The 20,275-nt window shown below is 44.1% G+C and carries 13 protein-coding genes; 4 read left to right on the top strand and 9 right to left on the bottom strand.

The window, feature by feature from the left end; translation table 11 throughout:
- Positions 1–318: IS110 family transposase (locus tag C0J08_RS16945; RefSeq protein ID WP_212653093.1), on the bottom strand; the 318-nt coding region annotated here is incomplete at its 3' end.
- 299 nt (positions 319–617) lie between these two features.
- On the opposite strand from C0J08_RS16945, the gene C0J08_RS16940 reads away from it, so the two are divergent.
- Positions 618–2,009 (top strand): L-cystine transporter, encoded by a 1,392-nt coding sequence (locus tag C0J08_RS16940; protein ID WP_212653092.1) that lies wholly within the window; start codon positions 618–620, stop codon positions 2,007–2,009.
- A 204-nt stretch (positions 2,010–2,213) separates the two neighbouring features.
- Positions 2,214–4,205, top strand: a complete 1,992-nt coding sequence (locus tag C0J08_RS16935; RefSeq protein WP_212653091.1) for a methyl-accepting chemotaxis protein — start codon at positions 2,214–2,216, stop codon at positions 4,203–4,205.
- Positions 4,206–4,249: 44 nt separating this feature from the next.
- Here the strand turns inward: C0J08_RS16935 and C0J08_RS16930 are convergent, their stop codons facing one another.
- From C0J08_RS16930 to C0J08_RS16895, 8 genes are all read right to left on the bottom strand, one after another.
- Positions 4,250–4,654 carry a hypothetical protein gene (locus C0J08_RS16930; protein WP_212653090.1) on the bottom strand — a complete coding sequence of 135 codons (405 nt, stop codon included), beginning with the start codon at positions 4,652–4,654 and terminating at the stop codon, positions 4,250–4,252.
- Between the two features lie 87 nt (positions 4,655–4,741).
- Positions 4,742–5,155: a hypothetical protein gene (locus tag C0J08_RS16925; protein ID WP_212653089.1), complete on the bottom strand. Its 414-nt coding sequence runs from the start codon at positions 5,153–5,155 to the stop codon at positions 4,742–4,744.
- A gap of 102 nt (positions 5,156–5,257) precedes the next feature.
- Positions 5,258–6,616, bottom strand: coding sequence for a DEAD/DEAH box helicase (locus C0J08_RS16920; protein ID WP_212653088.1), 1,359 nt, complete (start codon positions 6,614–6,616; stop codon positions 5,258–5,260).
- A 193-nt stretch (positions 6,617–6,809) separates the two neighbouring features.
- The gene (locus tag C0J08_RS16915) at positions 6,810–7,691 is read right to left on the bottom strand and encodes a transglutaminase family protein (RefSeq protein WP_212653087.1); all 882 of its coding nucleotides are present in this window, start codon (positions 7,689–7,691) and stop codon (positions 6,810–6,812) included.
- Positions 7,688–10,267: a circularly permuted type 2 ATP-grasp protein gene (locus tag C0J08_RS16910; protein WP_212653086.1), complete on the bottom strand. Its 2,580-nt coding sequence runs from the start codon at positions 10,265–10,267 to the stop codon at positions 7,688–7,690. Before C0J08_RS16910 ends, C0J08_RS16915 begins: the two co-directional genes overlap by 4 nt.
- Positions 10,268–10,295: 28 nt before the next feature.
- Complete coding sequence (locus C0J08_RS16905) at positions 10,296–13,655, bottom strand: transglutaminase family protein (RefSeq protein WP_212653085.1); 3,360 nt, start codon at positions 13,653–13,655, stop codon at positions 10,296–10,298.
- Positions 13,652–14,596, bottom strand: a complete 945-nt coding sequence (locus tag C0J08_RS16900; RefSeq protein ID WP_212653084.1) for an alpha-E domain-containing protein — start codon at positions 14,594–14,596, stop codon at positions 13,652–13,654. Before C0J08_RS16900 ends, C0J08_RS16905 begins: the two co-directional genes overlap by 4 nt.
- A 5-nt stretch (positions 14,597–14,601) precedes the next feature.
- Positions 14,602–16,053, bottom strand: coding sequence for a circularly permuted type 2 ATP-grasp protein (locus C0J08_RS16895; RefSeq protein WP_212653083.1), 1,452 nt, complete (start codon positions 16,051–16,053; stop codon positions 14,602–14,604).
- Between the two features lie 331 nt (positions 16,054–16,384).
- Here C0J08_RS16895 and C0J08_RS16890 point away from each other — a divergent pair, with 331 nt between their 5' ends.
- Together C0J08_RS16890 and C0J08_RS16885 are read left to right on the top strand one after the other, a co-directional pair.
- The gene (locus tag C0J08_RS16890; RefSeq protein WP_212653082.1) at positions 16,385–17,584 is read left to right on the top strand and encodes an FAD-dependent monooxygenase; all 1,200 of its coding nucleotides are present in this window, start codon (positions 16,385–16,387) and stop codon (positions 17,582–17,584) included.
- Between the two features lie 195 nt (positions 17,585–17,779).
- Entirely contained in the window at positions 17,780–20,119 is a 2,340-nt protein-coding gene (locus C0J08_RS16885) for a glucose/quinate/shikimate family membrane-bound PQQ-dependent dehydrogenase (RefSeq protein ID WP_212653081.1), read from the top strand.
- The last annotated feature ends 156 nt before the right edge of the window (positions 20,120–20,275 follow it).

The raw sequence follows: 20,275 nt of genomic DNA, 5'->3' as shown, positions 1-20,275 counted from the left end.
CATGTTAGGTCGCATCGCAGCTTCTGCAATAGCGTCCGCATCAATGCAGTCATTTTTATTGGTCTTTACATAGGGCTTTACGTACTGTGGGGGGATGAGTTTGACTTCATGACCAAACTTCTGACATTGACGTGCCAGCCAATGAGAACCTCCGCAAGACTCCATTGCAATAATGGTTGAGGGTATATTCGCAAGATGTTCTAGCAATTTAAATCGTGTAGGACGTTTTCGATATTGCTCTCGTCCAACATGATCATGAGCAACAAGATGAAAAGAAGATTTGCCTAAATCGATTCCAATAACTTTAATAGTAAACATGATGATTCGCCTCTTTGTTTAGCCACCCTCTAAGCATAGCTCAGAGGTGAGGCGGACCATCTAATTAAGCCCCGATAAGTTAGTGAAAACTGACATGTCGGGGCTTTTTTATTTCTTGTGTAATGCTTTCAAGTTTCTTCCTTATTCGTTTTTCTTATATAAGTTAATGATTTTTCCTTCTTATCCATTTAGTCAGCATTTTGTTAACATGGCGCCAACTTATCGGTTTTCTCTGTTCATTGATATTTAGGTGAGCTGGGAGTCGATGTTCTATGGCTTTTATTTAAGGTTTTCTTTTCATGTTGTATCCCATTATTAACTTAGCAGTATTTGCTTTGTTGATTGCTGTGTTGTTTAAGCTGCAAAAAGCGAAAAAGACGTTGTCTACTCAGGTATTTACTGGGTTGGGTTTAGGTGTTGTGTTTGGTGCGGCGTTGCAATTTATTTACGGTGTTGGCAGTGCGGAAACGAACGAGACGTTAGAGTACGTCAATATTGTTGGTTATGGTTATGTTAGCTTGCTGAAAATGATCATTATGCCGTTAATCTTGGTGTCTATTATTGGTGCGATCATCAAGGTTAAAGACACTGGCTCTTTGGGCAAGATGTCCGGCGGTATTATTGGTATTTTATTAGCGACAACGGCTGTTTCTGCTTTGATCGGTGTTTTCGTGAGCAACTTATTTGGTTTATCGGCTGATGGTATCGTGCAAGGCGCTCGTGAAATGGCACGTGGTGCCGCGCTAGAAACCCGTTTAGACGGGCTGGCCAATGTCTCTTTTGCAGATATGATTCGATCGTTTTTCCCTGGTAATCCTTTTGCTGATTTGGCGGGTAGCCGTCCTACTTCAACTATTGCTGTGGTAATTTTTGCGGCTTTTATTGGTGTAGCTGGTGTAAAAGTAGCCCGCGCAGAGCCCGAATTTGGTATCAGTTTTGAGCGCTTTGTTGATGTCGCTCAGTCTGTTGTCAGAACTCTGGTTCGTATGGTGTTAAGCCTTACACCATACGGTATTCTTGCCTTGATGACTAAGGTGGTTGCCGGATCCAATGTCTCTGATATTTTAACCTTGCTCAATTTTGTTGTGGCGTCTTATGTGGGCCTAGCATTAATTCTAGTTATGCATCTAGGTTTGTTGGCATTTAACGGAATATCACCGCTTCACTATTTGAAGAAAGTGCTGCCTGTATTGTTATTTGCCTTTACGTCTCGCTCTAGTGCGGGAACGATTCCGCTGAATATCGATACTCAGGTGAAGCGTCTAGGTAATGGGGAAGGTGAATCGAATTTCTCTGCTTCATTCGGTGCAACCATGGGACAAAATGGTTGTGCTGGTTTGTATCCTGCTATGTTGGCGGTGATGATTGCACCAACGGTAGGTATTAATCCATTGGATCCTAGCTTTATCATTTCACTTATTGCCATTGTCACTATCAGTTCGTTTGGGATTGCCGGTATTGGTGGTGGTGCAACCTTTGCGGCCTTGATCGTGTTGTCTGCCTTGGATATGCCTGTTGCTTTAGCGGGGTTATTGATTTCTATTGAACCTTTAATCGACATGGGCCGTACTGCGGTGAACGTAAATGGAGCAATGACGGCCGGTACTATAACGTCTAAGTGGCTGGGACACACTGATTCGGATTTGTTTGAGCAAGATGAAGTGCCAGAAGCTAAACTGAAAAACAGTTAACGGCAAAGTAATACTTTTTGGTATAAAACATAAACCACCTTCGGGTGGTTTATTTGCATCTAGTAAATGAAATAAGTTAGGACTAGAGGGGCTTTGGAGGTGAAAAGAAAATAACGAAAACGGAGTGATAAAAAATCATTACAAGCATGCAAAGTGCGTAATTTGATCTAAGCTTTCATAGTGAAAAATGACAAGGAGAGGCTAGTGTCCCTATTTTCAAATCTCAAAGTATCTCATTCGGTCGCTATTGTTGGTATTTTACCGACATTATTCGCCATTATTGCTGTGGCTTTCTTAGTCAAAAGTTTAAATGAACGTGTTTATGAAGGTCGTATTGCTGAAGATATGGTGAAGTTGTCGACCATTTTAGATGGTGTGGCTCATAACTTTGCGGTTGAACGTGGTTTGACTGCGGGTTTTCTGGGAAGTAACGGTGCAAAGGGGAAAGAAGCTTTGTTATCACAGCGAAAAGTAGCTGATGATGCTGAAGCAACGCTTAAAAATATAGAGGCTAACGCTTTCGATAGGCTATCTCTTGAGCAATTAAATCGTTTAAGAGCGCCTGTTTTAAATATGCTGAAGGGGAAAAGCCAAGTTCGACAAAAAGTGGATGCTTTGGCCGCTGATAATGGGTCTTTTGACTTTTATTCAGAAGTGAATCGACAAGCATTAAATGCTATTCAGCAAGTTATTTTAGACATTAGTAATCGAGATATTGCTAAGGCGTTAGAGGCTCGCTTAAGTCTATTGTGGATGAAAGAGCGGGCTGGTCAATATCGTGGGGCTTTAAATGGTGTGTTTGCCGCTCAGACGACGACCCTAAAGCGTCAATCTCAGATTGCGGCTTTTATTGAAGATGAACATCATCAGCTAGAGCATTTTATGGTGAGTGCGTCAGATCAAGAAGAAGCCCTACTAAACAACGTCATGCAAAATGAGAAATGGAAAGCCGTTGATAAAACGACACAGGCTTTTTTGGCAATGAAGGATGTTTCTTCTGTGGCTGGCCCAGCCGATTGGTTTGGACTTGCTACGGCTAAAATAGGTTTGATCAAAGGTGTAGCGGATAAAATTAGCGTTGAAATAAATACTCTCAGTGCTGCATTAACCTCTCGCAGTGAACTCTACCGCAATGGTCTGATTATTGGTTTTATTGTGCTTATTTCACCTGTCATATGGCTGGCATTTTCTCTTACTCGATCTTTATCGAAACGAGTTGAGCGCATTAGCCAAGCGTTGTCGAATGTGTCTGCTGATCGTAATTTAGTAGGCAGAATCGAAAACACCTCTAAAGATGAGTTGGGCGAAATTATTAAGAATTTAAATATCCATTTAGATCATTTGAGTGAATCTTTTCATTTGATGGTGGATATGGCGTCTGAATCAAAAGAGAGTATGAGCGTATTGAGCGACTATTCAAAAAGCGCTTTGCAGGAAACCAAAGATCAATTTAGTCAAACGGATCTCATGGCATCGGCTGTCGAAGAAATGTCTCTCACAAGTAATACCATTTCCCAAGATATGCTGTCTTCGGCAGAAGCCACAGAAAGTATTCGTGAGCAAAGTACTCAAGGCTCTGAGCGTATGCAGACAATTTTGCAATCCATTGCGAATTTGTCAACGGAAGTTGAGGGTGGTCATAAAGCCGTGCAGTCTGTTACTGGTCATACCGAGGAAATTAGCAGTATTTTGCAAACGATTGAATCCATTGCTGAACAGACAAACTTATTGGCTCTGAATGCGGCTATCGAGGCGGCGCGTGCTGGTGAACAGGGACGAGGGTTTGCTGTTGTAGCGGATGAGGTCAGAACTCTGGCTCAACGTACACAAAACTCAACCGAAGAAATTCGTTCGATGATTGAGGCTTTGGTTGGGTCTGGCAAAAGTGCTCTACAATCTATGGGGCAATGTGCCAGCATGGCAACCGAGACATCGCATGTTGTCAGTGAAAATGTCGCTATGATGCAAGGGTTATTCGACGCTATAGAACAACTTACACAGACGATAGAGCGAGTCGCGACAGCCTCGGAAGAGCAGTCTCAAGTGTCTGAAGAGATTAATAGCAATATTCAAAATATCAGTGGGCGTTCAGAGCGAATTTTGGACTTGGTGAACAAAACCGATGAGGGGGCGATCCAAGCTCAGCAGCGTTTTGAAAGTGTGCTCAGAGAGATTAGTTCGTATAAATTGAGTTAACGTAAGCATGGTATCTTCTAGTAGGATGCCATGCTGTTATACGTTTAATGTGTTCGTTTTATTTGACGCGCTTTCATGAAGGCTTCGTTGCAGAAGGTTCCAATGACGGCGCTAAAAGCGATGGCGAAGTTTAGAATAAAGATCATTTGCTTGCCGTATTCTTGGTTTTTCAAGTCATCTCCCCAAATGTAAAAGAAAATCGACACGCCGTATAAAAAGAGGCTTATTTTGTTGGTCATAAAAAAGAAGGGGATTTCGAAAACCCAAAGCTCTGTTTTATTGCCAAACTTGATAACCAAATTGAGTACGACATAGGAAATCGTGGCGACTATCGCAATCAGATAAGCTTGAAAGGTTTGGTAATCATTTAATAGGGTGTTGCCAATATAAATTGAAAATCCAGCCGCGATAATCCAAAACAGCATGAGCGGCCCCAAAATCAATCCCATTCTTTTATCCTTTTTCTAGATTCTTTTCGTTAGGTGTTCTGTTTCTATTTAACAGAATTACCATGCCTTGATATCCAATATTTTAAATCAATAGGTTTTTTCAATGTTATGGGAAGTCATAAAGCTCTCACTGCTAAAGGCACCAAGTAGTGTACCTAATGAGATGGAGAGAGCGATGATATATATGAGTGATTTTATTGATGGATTTTTAACGCGTTGCTTGAGAATAAAGTAAGCCAGAAACGCGCCGCAATACAAAAGAGCGGCATCAATATTAAATAAAAAGTAAAACACTATCTGAAACGCCCAGAGGGATTCACTACCTACAAATTGGTTGATGGATTGCTTCATATAAAGAATGGCAAGCAGAACTGATGCGACGGTTGGTAGTACCTTATAGGTAAATAGTTTTTCTTCTTTCAGTAATACGTAGCCGATTCTCAAAGAGAAAAACAAGCATATTGCCCAAAACAAAAATAGTGGAAGGATAACGATTCCCATAACACGTCCTTGATGCCGGTGATTGGTTGATCATGGTGATAAAAAAGCCACAGCGGAACTATCTCACTGTGGCTTCATTTATTCTAGTCGTTAGAACAAAGATTAATCTGGTTTGCGGTTACGACGCGCAGGGGCGAGAGGTTTACTGCGTAAGCCTTGGCCTGGTGTCATGTCTGCTTTGGGGGGCGCAGGGCGGCGCTTGCCAGATTTTGGCGCGTTGCCTTTTGCGCCGGGTTTGCCAGCACTTTGTTGGTCACGTGGTGCTTTTGGCTTTTTCGGTTTTTTGGGTTTAATTGGACGTGTATCCAATGTGGTGTCTGGCAACATATGTGTTGGGATGAAGTCATCTTCATAACGACGTTCGATCAATTTTTGAGTCAAACGCTCAATGGCGCGTAATTGATCTAATTCGTCCGCAGCCACTAAGGAAATGGCCTTGCCAGTTGCGCCAGCACGACCAGTACGACCAATACGGTGAACATAATCTTCGGCAACATCAGGTAGGTCAAAGTTAACCACGTGGGGCAATTGCTCGATATCTAATCCACGAGCAGCAATGTCTGTCGCAACGAGAATACGGATACGGCCTTCTTTGAAATCGGCTAAAGCGCGAGTACGTGCACCTTGGCTTTTGTTGCCGTGAATGGCGCTAGCTCGAATACCGGCGTCTTCTAATTGTTTAGTGATTTTATTCGCACCGTGTTTAGTACGAGAAAATACCAAGGCTTGATCCCATTTGCCGTCCGCGATGAGTTGAATCAATAACTCAGTCTTACGTTTTTTATCAACGGGATGCAGCCATTGTTCAACGGAAACGGCTGTCGCATTACGTGGTGTAACCGAAATTTCGACTGGGTTATTGACTAGGCCTTTTGCCAATTGGCGAATTTCTGGAGAAAAAGTCGCAGAGAACAATAAGTTTTGACGCTTCTTAGGCAAGATGGCGAGTATTTTTTTGATGTCATGGATGAACCCCATGTCGAGCATACGATCGGCTTCGTCTAATACAAGAACTTCTAGTTTATCGAATCGCACCGCTTTCTGATTGTACAAGTCCATCATACGGCCAGGTGTTGCGATTAAAATGTCCGCGCCGCGTCGTAGGGCCATCATTTGAGGATTGATTTTTACGCCACCAAATACCACAGTCGATTTTAGGCCAAGGTGTTGTCCATAGTTTTTTACACTTTCTGCAACTTGTGCGGCTAGTTCACGGGTTGGAGTCAGTACCAAGGCTCGAACTTGATTATTTTGCGCATGTTCTCCTTTGCTAAGAAGCTCAAGCAAAGGCAGTGTGAAACCGGCTGTTTTACCTGTTCCTGTTTGGGCTGCTGCCATCACATCTTGGCCTTCAAGAATAGCAGGGATTGCCTGAGCCTGGATGGCGGATGGCTCAGTATAGCCTTGATCTTCAATGGCTTTAAGGATGGGGGCAGAAAGCCCAAGTTTGTTGAAACTCATAGATGTTCTCATGTTTTATAAAGGCAGGTGCAAAGCTGAAAGGTCAGGTTATGCAAGAATTTCGCGAAGCTTACCTTATATCTGCTCTACATGCTATGTGTATGAGTTTTGCTTAATAATTGTACAGTTGGAAATTACAGTAACAGTGCTTTTTGTATTGCCGTTAAGACGAGTATAGGTGACTGATATCTGTTTATACTCGCTTAACATCCACTGACACGGCTAGTTGTTGTGAACCTCCACCCTCAAAAATCACTCCTTGTAACGGCGTAACATCGGAATAGTCTCTACCCCAGGCGGTGACAATATGTTGATCGCTTGGCATGAGATCATTGGTTGGGTCAAATTCAACCCAGCCTAATTCAGGAATAAAAACCGCAAACCAAGCATGAGATGCATCCGCACCCACTAGTTTTTCTTGTCCCGGTGGAGGCAAGGTTTCTAGATAGCCACTCATGTAACGAGCTGGAATCCCCACTGACCGAAGGCAACCAATAGCCAAATGAGCAAAGTCCTGACACACACCACTGCGCTGTTTAAGGACTTGCTCAAGCGGTGTTGCAACGGTTGTGGTGGTTGGGTCAAATTTAAACTCAGTAAAAATTTTATGAGTGAAAGCCAGTGCTGCTTGCAAAACGGGTTTTTCATCCGCGAAGGTACTTAACGCATAGGCTTTTAAATTCTCTGAACAGTGGATTTGTGGTGAATCAAGCAAATATTCTTTTGCCATACGCAGTTCAGGGGTATTTGGGGTACTTAATTGTGCCCGTAATTGCCCGCAAGTTAAGGTACTTTGGTTTTGCCATTGCAGTACATCAAGCGGAGTGATTTCAAAGTCCGTAGTGACATCAATCACTAATTTTTTATGGGCTTCTTGAATAGAAAAGTAAAACGTTTGATTACCAAAATAGTCTTCCCCATCGTTCTGATAAACCGGTGGCGGATTGATGTGAACTTTTTGATTTAGACAGCGCTGATTTCGAGTGTCTCGTGGTAATAAGTGAGCCATGTTGTAGCATAAGCTCACCGGTGCGCCATAGGTATATGCAGTAATGTGACGAACGCGGTATCTCATAGACTTGTTCCTCGGGTCGCTTCAGTCAAAGACTGTGGGCCAGCGGTATGATCGAAATATTTATCGCTAATGAGGACGGTAAATTGCTCTAGTTGCTCTAAAAACTCGGTCATGAGTTGTGCCAATTTTGGACGACTTTGGCTTTCTGTATCGACTTTGGCAAGCTCTTCCAGGTCGGCCAGTTGGATATCATTTAGTGACTTCAAAATGATTTTATTTTCTGGGCTTAAGCCAGCTGTGGTGGATTCATTTCTAGGCAATTCTTTTATGTATTTACGTAGTTGATTGACTTGGTAAAACAAAGAGCGAGGATTTGTACCATCAATCATTAAGAGATCTAATCCATACGCTACACGAGCGCGATTACGGTAGCGACGACGGAAAGAGATAAGTGCTTCTACGCTTAATAATACGGACTCAAGAATTTGTTGCTGTGGCATAGATGGCAATGATTTGGTTAGAGCTGAACGAAGTAAGGTTGCCGTTTGCAAGGCACGTTCGGTACGTCGACCAATTTCCTGGAAGGTCCAGTCGAGTCCGCGCAGCATACTTTCGTGATTCAGTCCTGACAGAGCCAATAGTGAGGTTACCAGACTGTCTAATGACTCTTCTGGTGCAGAAGGTAAACCATTGGTGTAGGCACGATCTAATTCATGGATATGATCACGTAGCTCATTGATAATAATTCGAGTATCGGCAGAAAGCATTTCTTTGACTTGTTCACCACAGCTTAGCATGGCTTGCAAGTTGGCTTTCACCGATCCAGCTCGGCTGCCATCAGTAATAATAGAAATAAGTTCGGCTTCAGGGTTGGCAAACATATTGTCATCGGCTTCCATAAAGCCTGGCAGGCAACCTGTTTGGGTTGAGGCAATTTCAAGCAACATGCGTCGGCTTTCTTCCGGTAAAGGATCAATGCCATTCATTTGTTTAAAAATGGTTCTTAATAGGCGCATGCTTATTTCTGCTCGTTCGGCATAGCGACCCATCCAGAATAAGTTTTCCACTACTCGACTTGGTAAATTTGCCTGTAACGCTTCGTCCTGCAATAAGACTTGGTCATTGATTAAGGTGTTCTGTACTTCTGGCTCGGCAGAGATGACCCAAGTGTCTTTACTTTTAGAGTTAGACATATTGGTGACAATGTTTTCTTTTAACGATTCACCGGAACGAGATAAACCGCCAGGCATCACTGTGAAGCCAGTTGGATTAGCAACGGTAAATGTTCTTAGTAGACTCGGTCTGGCTTGTATTTTGCCGTCTAACCAAATAGGTGACATGGAACCTGGCACGTAACTTTGCGCCGTGTAAAGGTGAGGTGCTGTTTTAATTTTCTCTATCGTACTGAGCTTTTGTTTTTCGTTTAACGTGTGACCGTAAATGCTATTGCTGTCATGACGACGTATTGCGGGTTTAATAATCAGGTTATTAAGATTGGCAATGACATAATTTAAATCGTCTTTATCACCACACCACCAAGTATTGACGGATGGCAAAGAAAGCGGTTCGCCGATCAAAAAATTGCTGATTGCTGGTAAAAACTTAACCAATGCCGGAGCTTCCAAAATGCCGCTGCCTAATGGGTTAGCGAGTACGACATTACCAGCACGCACAACCTCTAAAAGCCCAGGAACACCAAGGAATGAATCGGCTCTTAATTCTGCTTGATCACAGTAGGCGTCATCGACTCGGCGTAATATGACATCCACTCGAGCCAAGCCGTTTAGTGATTTCATCCACACTGCACCATTGCGGACCGTTAAGTCGCTGCCTTGTACTAATGGAAAACCAAGGTAGTTTGATAAGTAGGCTTGCTCGAAGTAAGTGCTGCTATAAGCGCCAGGAGACAGCATGACAATGCGTGGTGTGTCTGTCCATTGACTGGCAAGAGAGGTCAACATATTTTTAAAGGATTGAAAAAATCCGGCAAGGCGACGAACTTGATTGTCTCGGAAGCTATTTGGAATGACGCGTGACACAACGGTACGGTTTTCTAGTGCATAGCCTGCGCCAGTAGGGGCTTGGGTACGATCACCAATAACCTGAAATTGGCCTAGGTGATCTCGGACCAGATCGACGGCGTGATGTAATAATTGGTGTGCACCTGGGACCATAATGCCATGGCATTGGCGTAAAAATCCAGGATGACTAAAGATAATTTCAGCAGGTATTATGCCGTTCTTTAGTAGTTCTTGTGGACCATAAAGATCTTTTAAAATGAGATCGAATAGATTTGATCGTTGGGCTAAACCTTGTTCAATGACAAGCCATTCATTAGTCGGAATAATATTGGGAATAAGGTCCAGCGACCAAACACTTGGCGTAAGTGGGTCGCTGGTTAAATTATAGGTCGCTCCGTCTTCACGAAGTATGCGCTGAGCACGACGTTGGCGGTCGAGTACTTCTTCGTCTGAGTTATTGCTTATGTTGCGCAGAAAGGATTCCCAATGCGCGCGCGGTTGGCGATCTTCCGTGAAGGCCTCATCATAAGCGTTTATCGGTTTATCATAGGCGGTAGATAACGTCGGCTTTTCATCAATCACCGACGTTACAAAGGTACCTGTTTGAAGTTGCATAATGAGCTTGAGCCTAAAAAATTAATTATTAGAGAACATTATACTGCTTCCTTAGATCTAATGTATGCGGATATTCGTTCATTGGCTCTTCGGCTGGTGGTGACATAGCGCGAGGCTCGTCGCCATTTGGATAAAAAGAGCGTAATGCACTGAAGGCGGGTGGTGGTGATAATGTACCTTGAGTGAAACCATGATCCCAAAAACGGTTTACTCGACGGGCTTCCGCCTCATTGCTGTTTACAGGCACATTGTCATAGGTTCGTCCGCCAGGATGAGATACATGATATGTGCAACCGCCAACAGACAATCCATTCCATGTATCAATTAAATCAAACACAAGGGGCGTATCGATTCCTAACGTTGGATGTAACGCTGAAGGTGGCGCCCAAGCTTTATAACGAACGGCACCGACGTATTCGCCTTTGCGCCCAGTAGAACGAATCGGCACTCGACGACCGTTACAGCTCAGTACATAGCGTCCATCAGTTAAGCCTGATAGTTTCACTTGCAAACGTTCAACGGACGAGTCTACATAACGAGCGGTACCTGACCCTGTGATTTCTTCACCAAGTACATGCCAAGGTTCAATTGCCCAACGAAGCTCGATTTCCATATCATCAATTTGTTGACGACCATAATGTGGAAAGCGGAATTCTTCAAATGGAGCCAACCATTCTAGTTTGAACGGGAAGCCATGACGTTGAAGGTCTTCGACCACTTCTTTTACATCTTGCCAAACAAAATGCGGTAGCATGAATTTGTCATGCAAGCTGGTGCCCCAGCGAACTAACGGTTTTTTGTACGGTTCTTTCCAGAAGCGTGCGACTAAACAACGTAACAACAGCATTTGCACCAGGGACATATGCGGGTGTGGCGGCATTTCAAAACCACGGAATTCTAATAGGCCTTGACGACCACTGGCGCTGCCAGCAGCATAAAGTTTATCGATACAGAATTCAGAGCGATGGGTATTGCCGGTGATATCCACTAACAAATTACGCATTAAACGATCGGCTAGCCAAGGCTCATCGACTAAACCTTCAGGCATGTTTTGAAAGGCGATTTCCATCTCATACAAGGCTTCATCACGGCCCTCGTCTGGGCGTGGCGCTTGACTGGTTGGACCAATAAACATGCCCGAGAAAAGGTAAGACAGGCCCGGGTGATGCTGCCAGAAAGTCACTAGACTTTGGAGTAATTCAGGGCGTCTCAATAACGGACTGTCTGCTGGTGTGCGACCTCCTAGAGTCACATGGTTACCACCACCAGTCCCAGTGTGGCGACCATCGAGCATGAACTTTTCTGCCCCTAGGCGGGAAAGGTAAGCTTGGTGATATAGGGTTTCGGTATTGTGAACCAACTCTTGCCAGCTTGCAGCGGGGTGTATATTTACCTCGATAACACCTGGATCTGGTGTGATTAGGAACTTCTGCAAACGCGGATCTTTCGGAGGCTCATAGCCTTCAATAACAATTGGCAATTCAAGGTCTTTCGCAACGGCTTCAAGCTGATTGAGCACATCAACAAAATGTTCGAGATGTGTCATTGGAGGCATAAATATATGCAAGCGACCGTCGCGAGGTTCAATACATAAGGTCGTGCGAATCACATTTTTCAGTGTTTTTTCAGGGGCTAAGGCAGTTTTTGCTGGTTTTTTAGCAAAATGCTGTTTGGCCACGCTGTCTAAGACAGCATTGTCTTTTTTATTTGCCAAAGGCTGACGAGGATCGAAGGGGTCGCGTTCTGGGATACGGTCCTCTTCGGCTTGTGCGGGCAAAGAATTCAGTGGTAAACGATAGCCCATTGGGCTGTCGCCTGGTATTAAGGTAATGACATCACTGCGCATTGGCCATAGAGAGCTGTTCCAACGATTGCTTACCGTATCGAATTCTAAAGGTAAAACAAATCCAGTCGTGGTACTTAAACCACGGCTAAGCAGTTTTGCTAGACGGCGGCGTTCTAGGTCGTCTTTTAAGTCTGCTTTGGTTGGATCCGCATCCGCTGGTAGCGATTGTTCCATCCATAAGTAATACAGTGTGTCTTCATAAGTGCTTTGAAGATATTGTTTATCCAGCGAAAGCTTTTCACATAACAATTCGCCAAAGGCTTGTGCCTCTTTGATGGTGTGTTTGTAGTCCTTATCGACACGCGCTAAATATTTGGCGTCATTCCACAGAGCTTGGCCGTCAGTACGCCAGAAACACCCAAGTGCCCAACGTGGCACTTCTTCTCCTGGATACCATTTGCCTTGACCATAATGAAGTAGGCCGTTAGCGCCGAATTCTTGCTTCATTTTGATCAGCAAGTCTTTGGCTAACTTCAGTTTTTCTGCACCCAATGCGCCTGTATTCCATTGTTCTGAATCCATATCATCAATGGAAACAAAGGTTGGCTCGCCCCCCATTGTCAGACGAACATCACCTTCTTCAAGTTGTTTGTCGACGGCAAAACCTAGGGCTTTGATCGTGTCCCATTCGCCTTCAGCATAAGGTTTGGTTACCCGTGGATCTTCATGGATACGAGTCACTATGTTGCTGTAGCTAAACTCACATTCACATTCGTCGACAAAGCCTGTGATTGGTGCCGCTGAAGCGGGTTCTGGTGTGCAAGCTAACGGAATATGACCTTCGCCTGCGAATAAACCAGAGGTTGGGTCTAGGCCAACCCAGCCTGCCCCTGGTAAAAAGACTTCACACCAAGCATGTAAGTCAGTGAAATCTTCTTCCGGGCCGGATGGTCCATCAAGTGCTTTTACATCGGCAGTGAGCTGCACCAGATAACCTGATGCAAAACGTGCTGCTAAACCTAAGCTTCGAAGTATCTGAACTAATAGCCACGAGGTATCTCGACAAGAGCCTTTTTTTAGAGTGAGCGTTTCTTCACAGGTTTGAACGCCCGGTTCTAACCGAATGCCATAGCCAATTTCGGCGGCTAAACGACTGTTGATTGACACTAGAAAGTCATTAATTGGCGTGTTTTTACGGTCGACTGTTGATAGCCATTTGTCTAATAAAGAACAAGATTCGGTAACTTGTAAGTAGGGTTCGAGCTCTTTCTTCAAGGCCTTGTCATAGGCAAAGGGGTATTCTTCTGCGTAACTTTCAACAAAGAAATCGAATGGGTTGATCACCGTCATATCGGCGATGACTTCCACATAAAACTCAAGTTTATTTGTCTTCTCTGGAAAGACTAAGCGAGTTTGAAAGTTACCAAATGGATCTTGTTGCACATTGATAAAATGCGTTTCTGGTAGCACTTTCAGCGAGTAAGCATGAATCTTAGTACGTGAATGTGCCGCGGGTTGTAGTCTTAAAACATGAGGTGCTACGTTGATAAAACGATCGAACTCATAGGTAGTTTTGTGCTGTATTGCGACTCTAATAGTCATGCCGCGTCTCCTTGCCGAAAATGAAACCAGTTTTCGGTGATCTGGTGGTTTATTTCAATAATGGCAATCTGTATATCATTAAGATGATTATGGAAGTCTTCATCCAAATCTTCGGAACTCTTGATTGGGTAGTCGAAGGTTAAAAGTTTATCGACTTTAGAGGCGATTAGAGTGTCATGCGGTAATTTTGTCGCAGCTTCACCGATTTGACCTAAACAGTAGGCAAGAGATCGAGGAAAGCAAGGATCGTTCATTAAGAATGTGGTCGCTTTTGCTCCGTTGATAGACGTTCTAACGGTTCGACGGTAGTCAAGATAAGCACTTTGGGATTTCAGTACTTTTGACCATGTCACTTGCCCTAATTGTATGCGTGCTTCAGGTTCGGACTGCAACATCAAAGAGACGGCTGCATCTAAAATACGGGTTCCCATGTCGGCGCGCTCTAGATAGCGCCCCATAATGAGGAAATGCCAACCACTATCGCGGCTCATGGTACCGGCTAAAAGACCAATGATTTTTTGGCAACCTTCAATAATAGTATTTAAAAAAAGGTGGCGTTCGGAGCGGTTAATACCCTGTTTGATATTTTGTTGAGCATACAGAACTAATTCGTTTATCAGCTCCCATGTTTCTTTTGGCACTACATCACGGGTGGTGCGAATGTTTTCTCTAACCATTTTTAATGATGACAGAACAGAACTGGCGTTTGTGTCGTCTGCAAGGAGAAATTTCACCACGTTGCGTTCGTCTTTGACTTTATAGCGTTGTTCAAAGGTTTCTTCACCGCTTAATATTTCTATTAGGTTATACCAAGAAACGGCAATGTCTTTAGGCAGGTCGAATAGTAAGTCATCGTAGACACTCACTAATCGAGCCGTGTTTTCAACACGTTCTAAGTATCGTGCTGTCCAATATAAGCGTTCTGCGACTCTAGATAACATGATGATTACCCCTTAGTTTCAACGATCCAAGTATCTTTACTACCACCACCTTGTGACGAATTAACGACCAAGGAACCTTTTTTCATTGCCACACGAGTTAGGCCACCAGTCGTGACGTAGGTGTCTTTGGCTTGTAATATGAAAGGTCTAAGATCTAAGTGGCGAGGTTCTAAAGCACCTTTGGAAATTAAAGTGGGTGCGGTCGATAGTTTTAGCGTTGGTTGAGCTATGTAATTTCGTGGATGCTTGGTTATTAATTCCGCAAATAAGGCCTGTTCTTTTTTGGTGGAATGTGGGCCAACTAACATGCCATAACCGCCGGATTCGTTGGCAGGTTTGACAACCAATTTATCTAAATTTTCAAGTACGTAAGCGCGTTGTTCTGGATCATCACATAAGAAGGTTTCAACATTTTTCAGAATGGGCTCTTCTTTTAGGTAATAACGAATAAGATCCGGCACATAAGCATAAACCACTTTGTCATCGGCAACGCCAGCTCCTGGAGCATTGGCTAAGGCGACATTACCTTTGCGCCAAGCTCTCATTAATCCAGCAACACCTAAAACAGATTCGGGGTCGAAGGCTTCGGGGTCAATAAACAAATCATCAATGCGACGATAAATAACATCAACTCGCTCAGGACCATCAATTGTTTTCATGTAAACACAGTCGTCACTGTCGACAAATAAGTCGCTACCTTCGACCAGCTCTGTCCCCATTTGTTGGGCTAAAAAAGCGTGTTCAAAGTAGGCTGAGTTATATATTCCTGGTGTTAATACAACAATTTCAGGGTTTTCTATATCCCGCGGTGATAAAGCGGCTAGGGTGTCAAATAACTGCGAAGTGTAAGAATCAACCGGTAGGATAGACTCATTTTCAAACAACTCAGGTAAAACGCGTTTGGTGATGGCACGGTTCTCTAACATGTAGGATACGCCAGAAGGCACTCGTAAGTTATCTTCTAAAACAAAGAAGTCGCCATTTTCATCTCGTACTAGATCTGTTCCACAAATGTGTGCCCAAACGCCATGAGCTGGTGATACACCAATGCATTCAGGCCTGAAGTTTTTGGAATCTTTAATGATGTGTTCTGGGATGATGCCGTCTTTGATGACGTTTTGGTCGTGATAGAGGTCGTTGATGAAAAGGTTGAGGGCGGTGAGACGTTGTTTTAATCCTGATTCTGCTATTTTCCAATCTGAGGCTTTTATGGTTCGGGGAACAATATCGAAGGGCCATGCCCTGTCTATATTGCCTTCTTCTGTGTAGACCGTGAAGCTGATTCCCATCTCTTGTATGGTGGCTTCTGCGGTGAGGCGTCTTTTTTCTAATTCGTCTTCTGAAAGACTGTCTAAATACCCCAAAAGCTGTTTTGCAGGACTTCTAGGTTTGCCTTTGTCATCGATAAGTTCATCAAAAAAATCGGATGACGGGTAATGGCTGGTTAGTTTTTCCATATGTACCTCGTTCTCTTTATCAAGCCGGAGGTGGGTGCCTTAAACTCGCACACATTCGCGTGCTTTTTTGGTGCATCCGCCCCACATCGGGGAGACTTCTTTGCTTTGTAAGGTTTAGCCTAGCAATATCACTACCTTGATTGGCTAGGCTATGCATAGTGTTGTCGCACTACTGGAAAAATATAGCAAGGATCGAGCCACACTTTTTTATAAGTATTTTTTGAATTTTTGTTTGAAGATGTGTGATACAGATCGATACTTTTTAGATCAAAATTCGCTACTATGGCGCTGTAAATTCTTGTAAAAGCATCATTTTAAAGAGGAAAAACGAGTGAGTCAGGTTAATCGTGTTGTGATTGCTGGTGCGGGAATTGGAGGTTTATGTGCTGCATTGGCTTTGGCTAAGCGTGGCGTTAAGGTGACGGTTTGTGAGCAAACTGCGTGTCTTGGTGAGGTGGGCGCGGGTTTGCAGATGAGTCCCAATGCCATGAAAGTACTACGCAAGTTGGGGGTGGCAGATGAACTGCAACGGTTTGCTTTTGTACCACAACGTGCCGCGATACGTGATTATAAAACAGGCGAATATTTTCTTAAATCTGCTTTAGGTGAGTCCGCAGAAGCCCGCTATGGCGCGCCTTATTGGCACTTGCATCGCGCTGATTTACATCAGGTCTTGGCTGAAGCCTGTTCACAGGTTGGTGTTGAGTTGGTGCTAAATGCGGCCGTTTCTGGTTATCGTGATTCCACAGAATCAAATGAAGTGTGTTTGCTGCTTGATGATGGGCGTGAGATTGGCGCGGACTTGGTGGTCGGTGCGGATGGTATTCGTTCGAAAGTACGTGAGCAAATGCTGGGTATTGAGCGTCCAACTTTTATGGGGCAAGTAGCGTGGCGTGGCGTGATTCCGGCGAGAGACTTGATGGTGGAAGTCAAACCCGATGCCTGTGTTTGGGCTGGTCCTGGCCGTCATTTTGTCAGCTATTATTTACGTGGTGGTGATGAGGTGAATTTCGTTGCTGTGGAAGAACGCAGTGATTGGCAATCCGAATCTTGGCGTGAGGAGGGCGATGTCGAGGAGTTGAAGAAAGCCTTTGCTGATTGGCATCCAGAAGTAAGTGAATTGGTAAAGTCTGCCAGTAGTACCTTTTTGTGGGCGTTAAATGGTCGAGATGAGTTGCCAACATGGTATCAAGGTCGTGTTGTTCTACTTGGTGATGCTTGCCATCCAATGTTGCCTTTTATGGCGCAAGGTGCGGCAATGGCAATCGAGGATGCTTACGTACTAGCAGAGTATGTATCTCGATACACTTTGAATGATGCTTTGAGGAAGTATGAACAAACACGGAAACCACGAGCAACTAGGATTCAGCAAATGTCGAAAGCTAATGCTGGTTTGTACCATCTACAGGGTGGTGTATTTGGTAAGATGAAACTAAAAGCATTACAAGCCGCAGGACGTTTAGTGCCAGAGGTTATTCAGGCAAAACTGGATAAGGTTTATGGCTTTGATGTGACGGCTGATATCCCTTAAGTGGACATCTCAGTTTGTGATTAATTTTCTATTTCCCTTTCAAATAAGTAAAAAATGAGTCTGTTTGCGTATTTTTTGTTCTATGCTTTTACTTTGAGCTCTAATCATTTATGTTGATATAGTGATGATGCGGCTTTGTTAGAGACCGTGTTGCTTGTTGTATTTTGTGAATTTAACGCGAAGGGATTGTGTCATATGATTGTTCTCTCGGTATTGTTTTTAGCCATAGGTTTGGCTTTGCTAATAGGTGGTGGCTGGCTAGTGTCTTTAGACGGCAGTCTCTACTACGCAGTTGCTGGCATTGCATTTATCGCTGTTGCTTTGTTGCTTAGAAAGCGAAATAAAATGGCGAATTTTCTTTATGCTTTGTTGTTAATCGGGACGCTAATTTGGTCGATTATGGAGTCAGGCCTAAGCTGGTGGCCTCTAGCGACGAGAATGGGGCTTTTCTTAGTTCTGGCGATTCCTCTGTTGTTATTGGCGTATTTTAAACGCCGAGGTGGTGGACGTTTACTCTTGCCTGTTTGGTTGGCGACCGCAGTGGTGACTCTTTCCCCGTTATTTATGACCTCACCGACAAGCGTTGAAGGTGAAATGACCCGTTCAGTAACCATGTCTGATGCAGATACAGGTGATGTCAACAAAGGGGAATGGAATGCCTATGGTCGCAGTAATTTAGGCCAGAGATTTTCTCCGTTAGCGCAAATTACGCCCGATAATGTCGATGAGCTACAGCTTGCTTGGCAATATCAAACGGGTGATAAGAAAGGCCCTAAAGATGTGGGCGAAACAACGTATGAAGCAACACCTCTAAAGGTTGGTAATGCGCTTTATATCTGTACGCCACATAATTGGATTGTGGCGCTCGATGCGGATACAGGTGAAGAGCAATGGGTGTATGACGCCAAAGTACCTGCTGAAAGCCAGCGTCAGCATCAAACTTGCCGAGGCGTATCTTATTTACCGCCTTCCAATGCAGAACAACTTCCTCCTGTGCAAAAATCTTCTGTACCGGCTGAGAATTTAACGAGCATGCAATGTGATGCGCAATTATTTTTGCCCACTTCAGATGCTCGTTTGTTGGCTGTTGATCCTACCACTGGAGCGCGTTGCGCAAACTTTGCCGATAATGGTGTATTGGACTTAATGCACAATATGCCGTTTAAACAGTCTGGTTATTACTACTCCACATCACCACCATTAGTGGCGGGTGGTGTCGTAATTGTCGCGGGTTCTGTTAATGATAACTACGATATAAATTCCCCATCCGGTGTTATTCGAGCTTACGATGTGAAAACAGGTGAGTTGAAATGGAATTGGGATTCAGGTCACCCTGAAGATACAACGCCAATTGGCCCAGACGAAACCTACGCAACAAGTTCACCAAACAGCTGGTCGGTTGCCAGTGCAGATGAAGAACTTGGTCTAGCTTATTTCCCAATGGGCAATAGAACACCTGATCAATTAGGTATGTATCGTACTCCGGCGGAAGAAAAATACGCGACATCGGTCGTGGCTTTAAGCCTTGAAACCGGTCAGGTGGCTTGGGTGCAGCAGTTTGTTCACCACGACTTGTGGGATATGGACACACCAGCACAGCCTGCTTTGTTGGATTTGGACACGCCTTCTGGTAAGCAGCCAGCATTGGTTGTGCCGACTAAACAAGGTGATGTGTATGTGCTGAATCGTAAAACGGGTGAGCCTATTTTTCCTATAACTGAAGAGCCTGCGCCACAAGGAACCATTCCAGGTGACTACGCGGCGAAAACTCAGCCAACTTCAGCGTTAACTTTCAAACCTGAAAAGTTAACGGAAGCAGATATGTGGGGCGCAACCCCTTTAGACCAACTCATGTGCCGTATCCAATTTAAGCAACTACGTTATGAGGGCCGTTATACGCCACCATCCGTAGAAGGAACCATTGTCTACCCAGGAAACTTTGGGGTATTTAACTGGGGCAGTATTGCCGTTGATCCAAAGCGCCAGCAAATGTTTGGTATGCCACTTTATTTAGCGTTTACTTCTACTTTGCAGCCTAGAGATGGGGCCGATTTGAGTGGTGCAAACAAAGGTGAGCAGGGCTTGAACTCGAATGAAGGGGCCGATTACGCGGTGGAGCTAAAACCTTTCTTGTCTCCATTGGGCGTTCCATGTCAGCAGCCACCTTGGGGTTATGTTGCTGGTGTTGACCTAAAAACGGGTAAAACCGCTTGGCAGCATAAAAACGGTACGATTGAAGACATGACACCATTTAAGCTGCCTATAAAAATGGGCGTTCCTGGTATTGGTGGTCCTGTGATTACCGACGGTGGTGTGGTTTTCATGGCGGCATCTGTTGATAACTATTTACGAGCCTATGACTTGTCCACTGGCAAAGAGTTGTGGAAAGGTCGTTTACCAGCTGGTGGTCAGGCTACACCAATGACGTACCTAAACAGCAAGGGCGAGCAAATAGTCGTTCAGGTGGCGGGTGGTCATGGTTCTATTGGTACAACCATTGGTGACTATGTTGTGGCTTATAAGCTAAAAAAATAGTTTATTAAAGGCTGGTTTAGTCTAAAAGGCTCAGCAAACGCTGGGTCTTTTTTATGTCTTTAAAATATAAATGGTCTATCACTGAGAGATTTTTGTTATATCGTTTGGTGACATTCATTGCCAATGGTTATTGGTTTTTGAAGTGTTTTTTTACTA

Origin of the sequence: Marinomonas sp. CT5 (genome assembly GCF_018336975.1) — a bacterium.
Taxonomy (GTDB): Bacteria; Pseudomonadota; Gammaproteobacteria; order Pseudomonadales; family Marinomonadaceae; genus Marinomonas.
The sequence above is the reverse complement of the archived record's forward strand: the minus strand, read 5'-3'. Positions and strand labels throughout refer to the sequence as shown.

Bases quoted from the DNA above. Each gene is read 5' to 3' on its own strand.
- C0J08_RS16905 (WP_212653085.1), bottom strand. From the start codon at position 13,655: ATGACTATTAGAGTCGCAATACAGCACAAAACTACCTATGAGTTCGAT.
- C0J08_RS16895 (WP_212653083.1), bottom strand. From the start codon at position 16,053: ATGGAAAAACTAACCAGCCATTACCCGTCATCCGATTTTTTTGATGAA.
- C0J08_RS16900 (WP_212653084.1), bottom strand. From the start codon at position 14,596: ATGTTATCTAGAGTCGCAGAACGCTTATATTGGACAGCACGATACTTA.
- C0J08_RS16920 (WP_212653088.1), bottom strand. From the start codon at position 6,616: ATGAGTTTCAACAAACTTGGGCTTTCTGCCCCCATCCTTAAAGCCATT.
- C0J08_RS16925 (WP_212653089.1), bottom strand. From the start codon at position 5,155: ATGGGAATCGTTATCCTTCCACTATTTTTGTTTTGGGCAATATGCTTG.
- C0J08_RS16930 (WP_212653090.1), bottom strand. From the start codon at position 4,654: ATGGGATTGATTTTGGGGCCGCTCATGCTGTTTTGGATTATCGCGGCT.
- C0J08_RS16915 (WP_212653087.1), bottom strand. From the start codon at position 7,691: ATGAGATACCGCGTTCGTCACATTACTGCATATACCTATGGCGCACCG.
- C0J08_RS16940 (WP_212653092.1), top strand. From the start codon at position 618: ATGTTGTATCCCATTATTAACTTAGCAGTATTTGCTTTGTTGATTGCT.
- C0J08_RS16885 (WP_212653081.1), top strand. From the start codon at position 17,780: ATGATTGTTCTCTCGGTATTGTTTTTAGCCATAGGTTTGGCTTTGCTA.
- C0J08_RS16910 (WP_212653086.1), bottom strand. From the start codon at position 10,267: ATGCAACTTCAAACAGGTACCTTTGTAACGTCGGTGATTGATGAAAAG.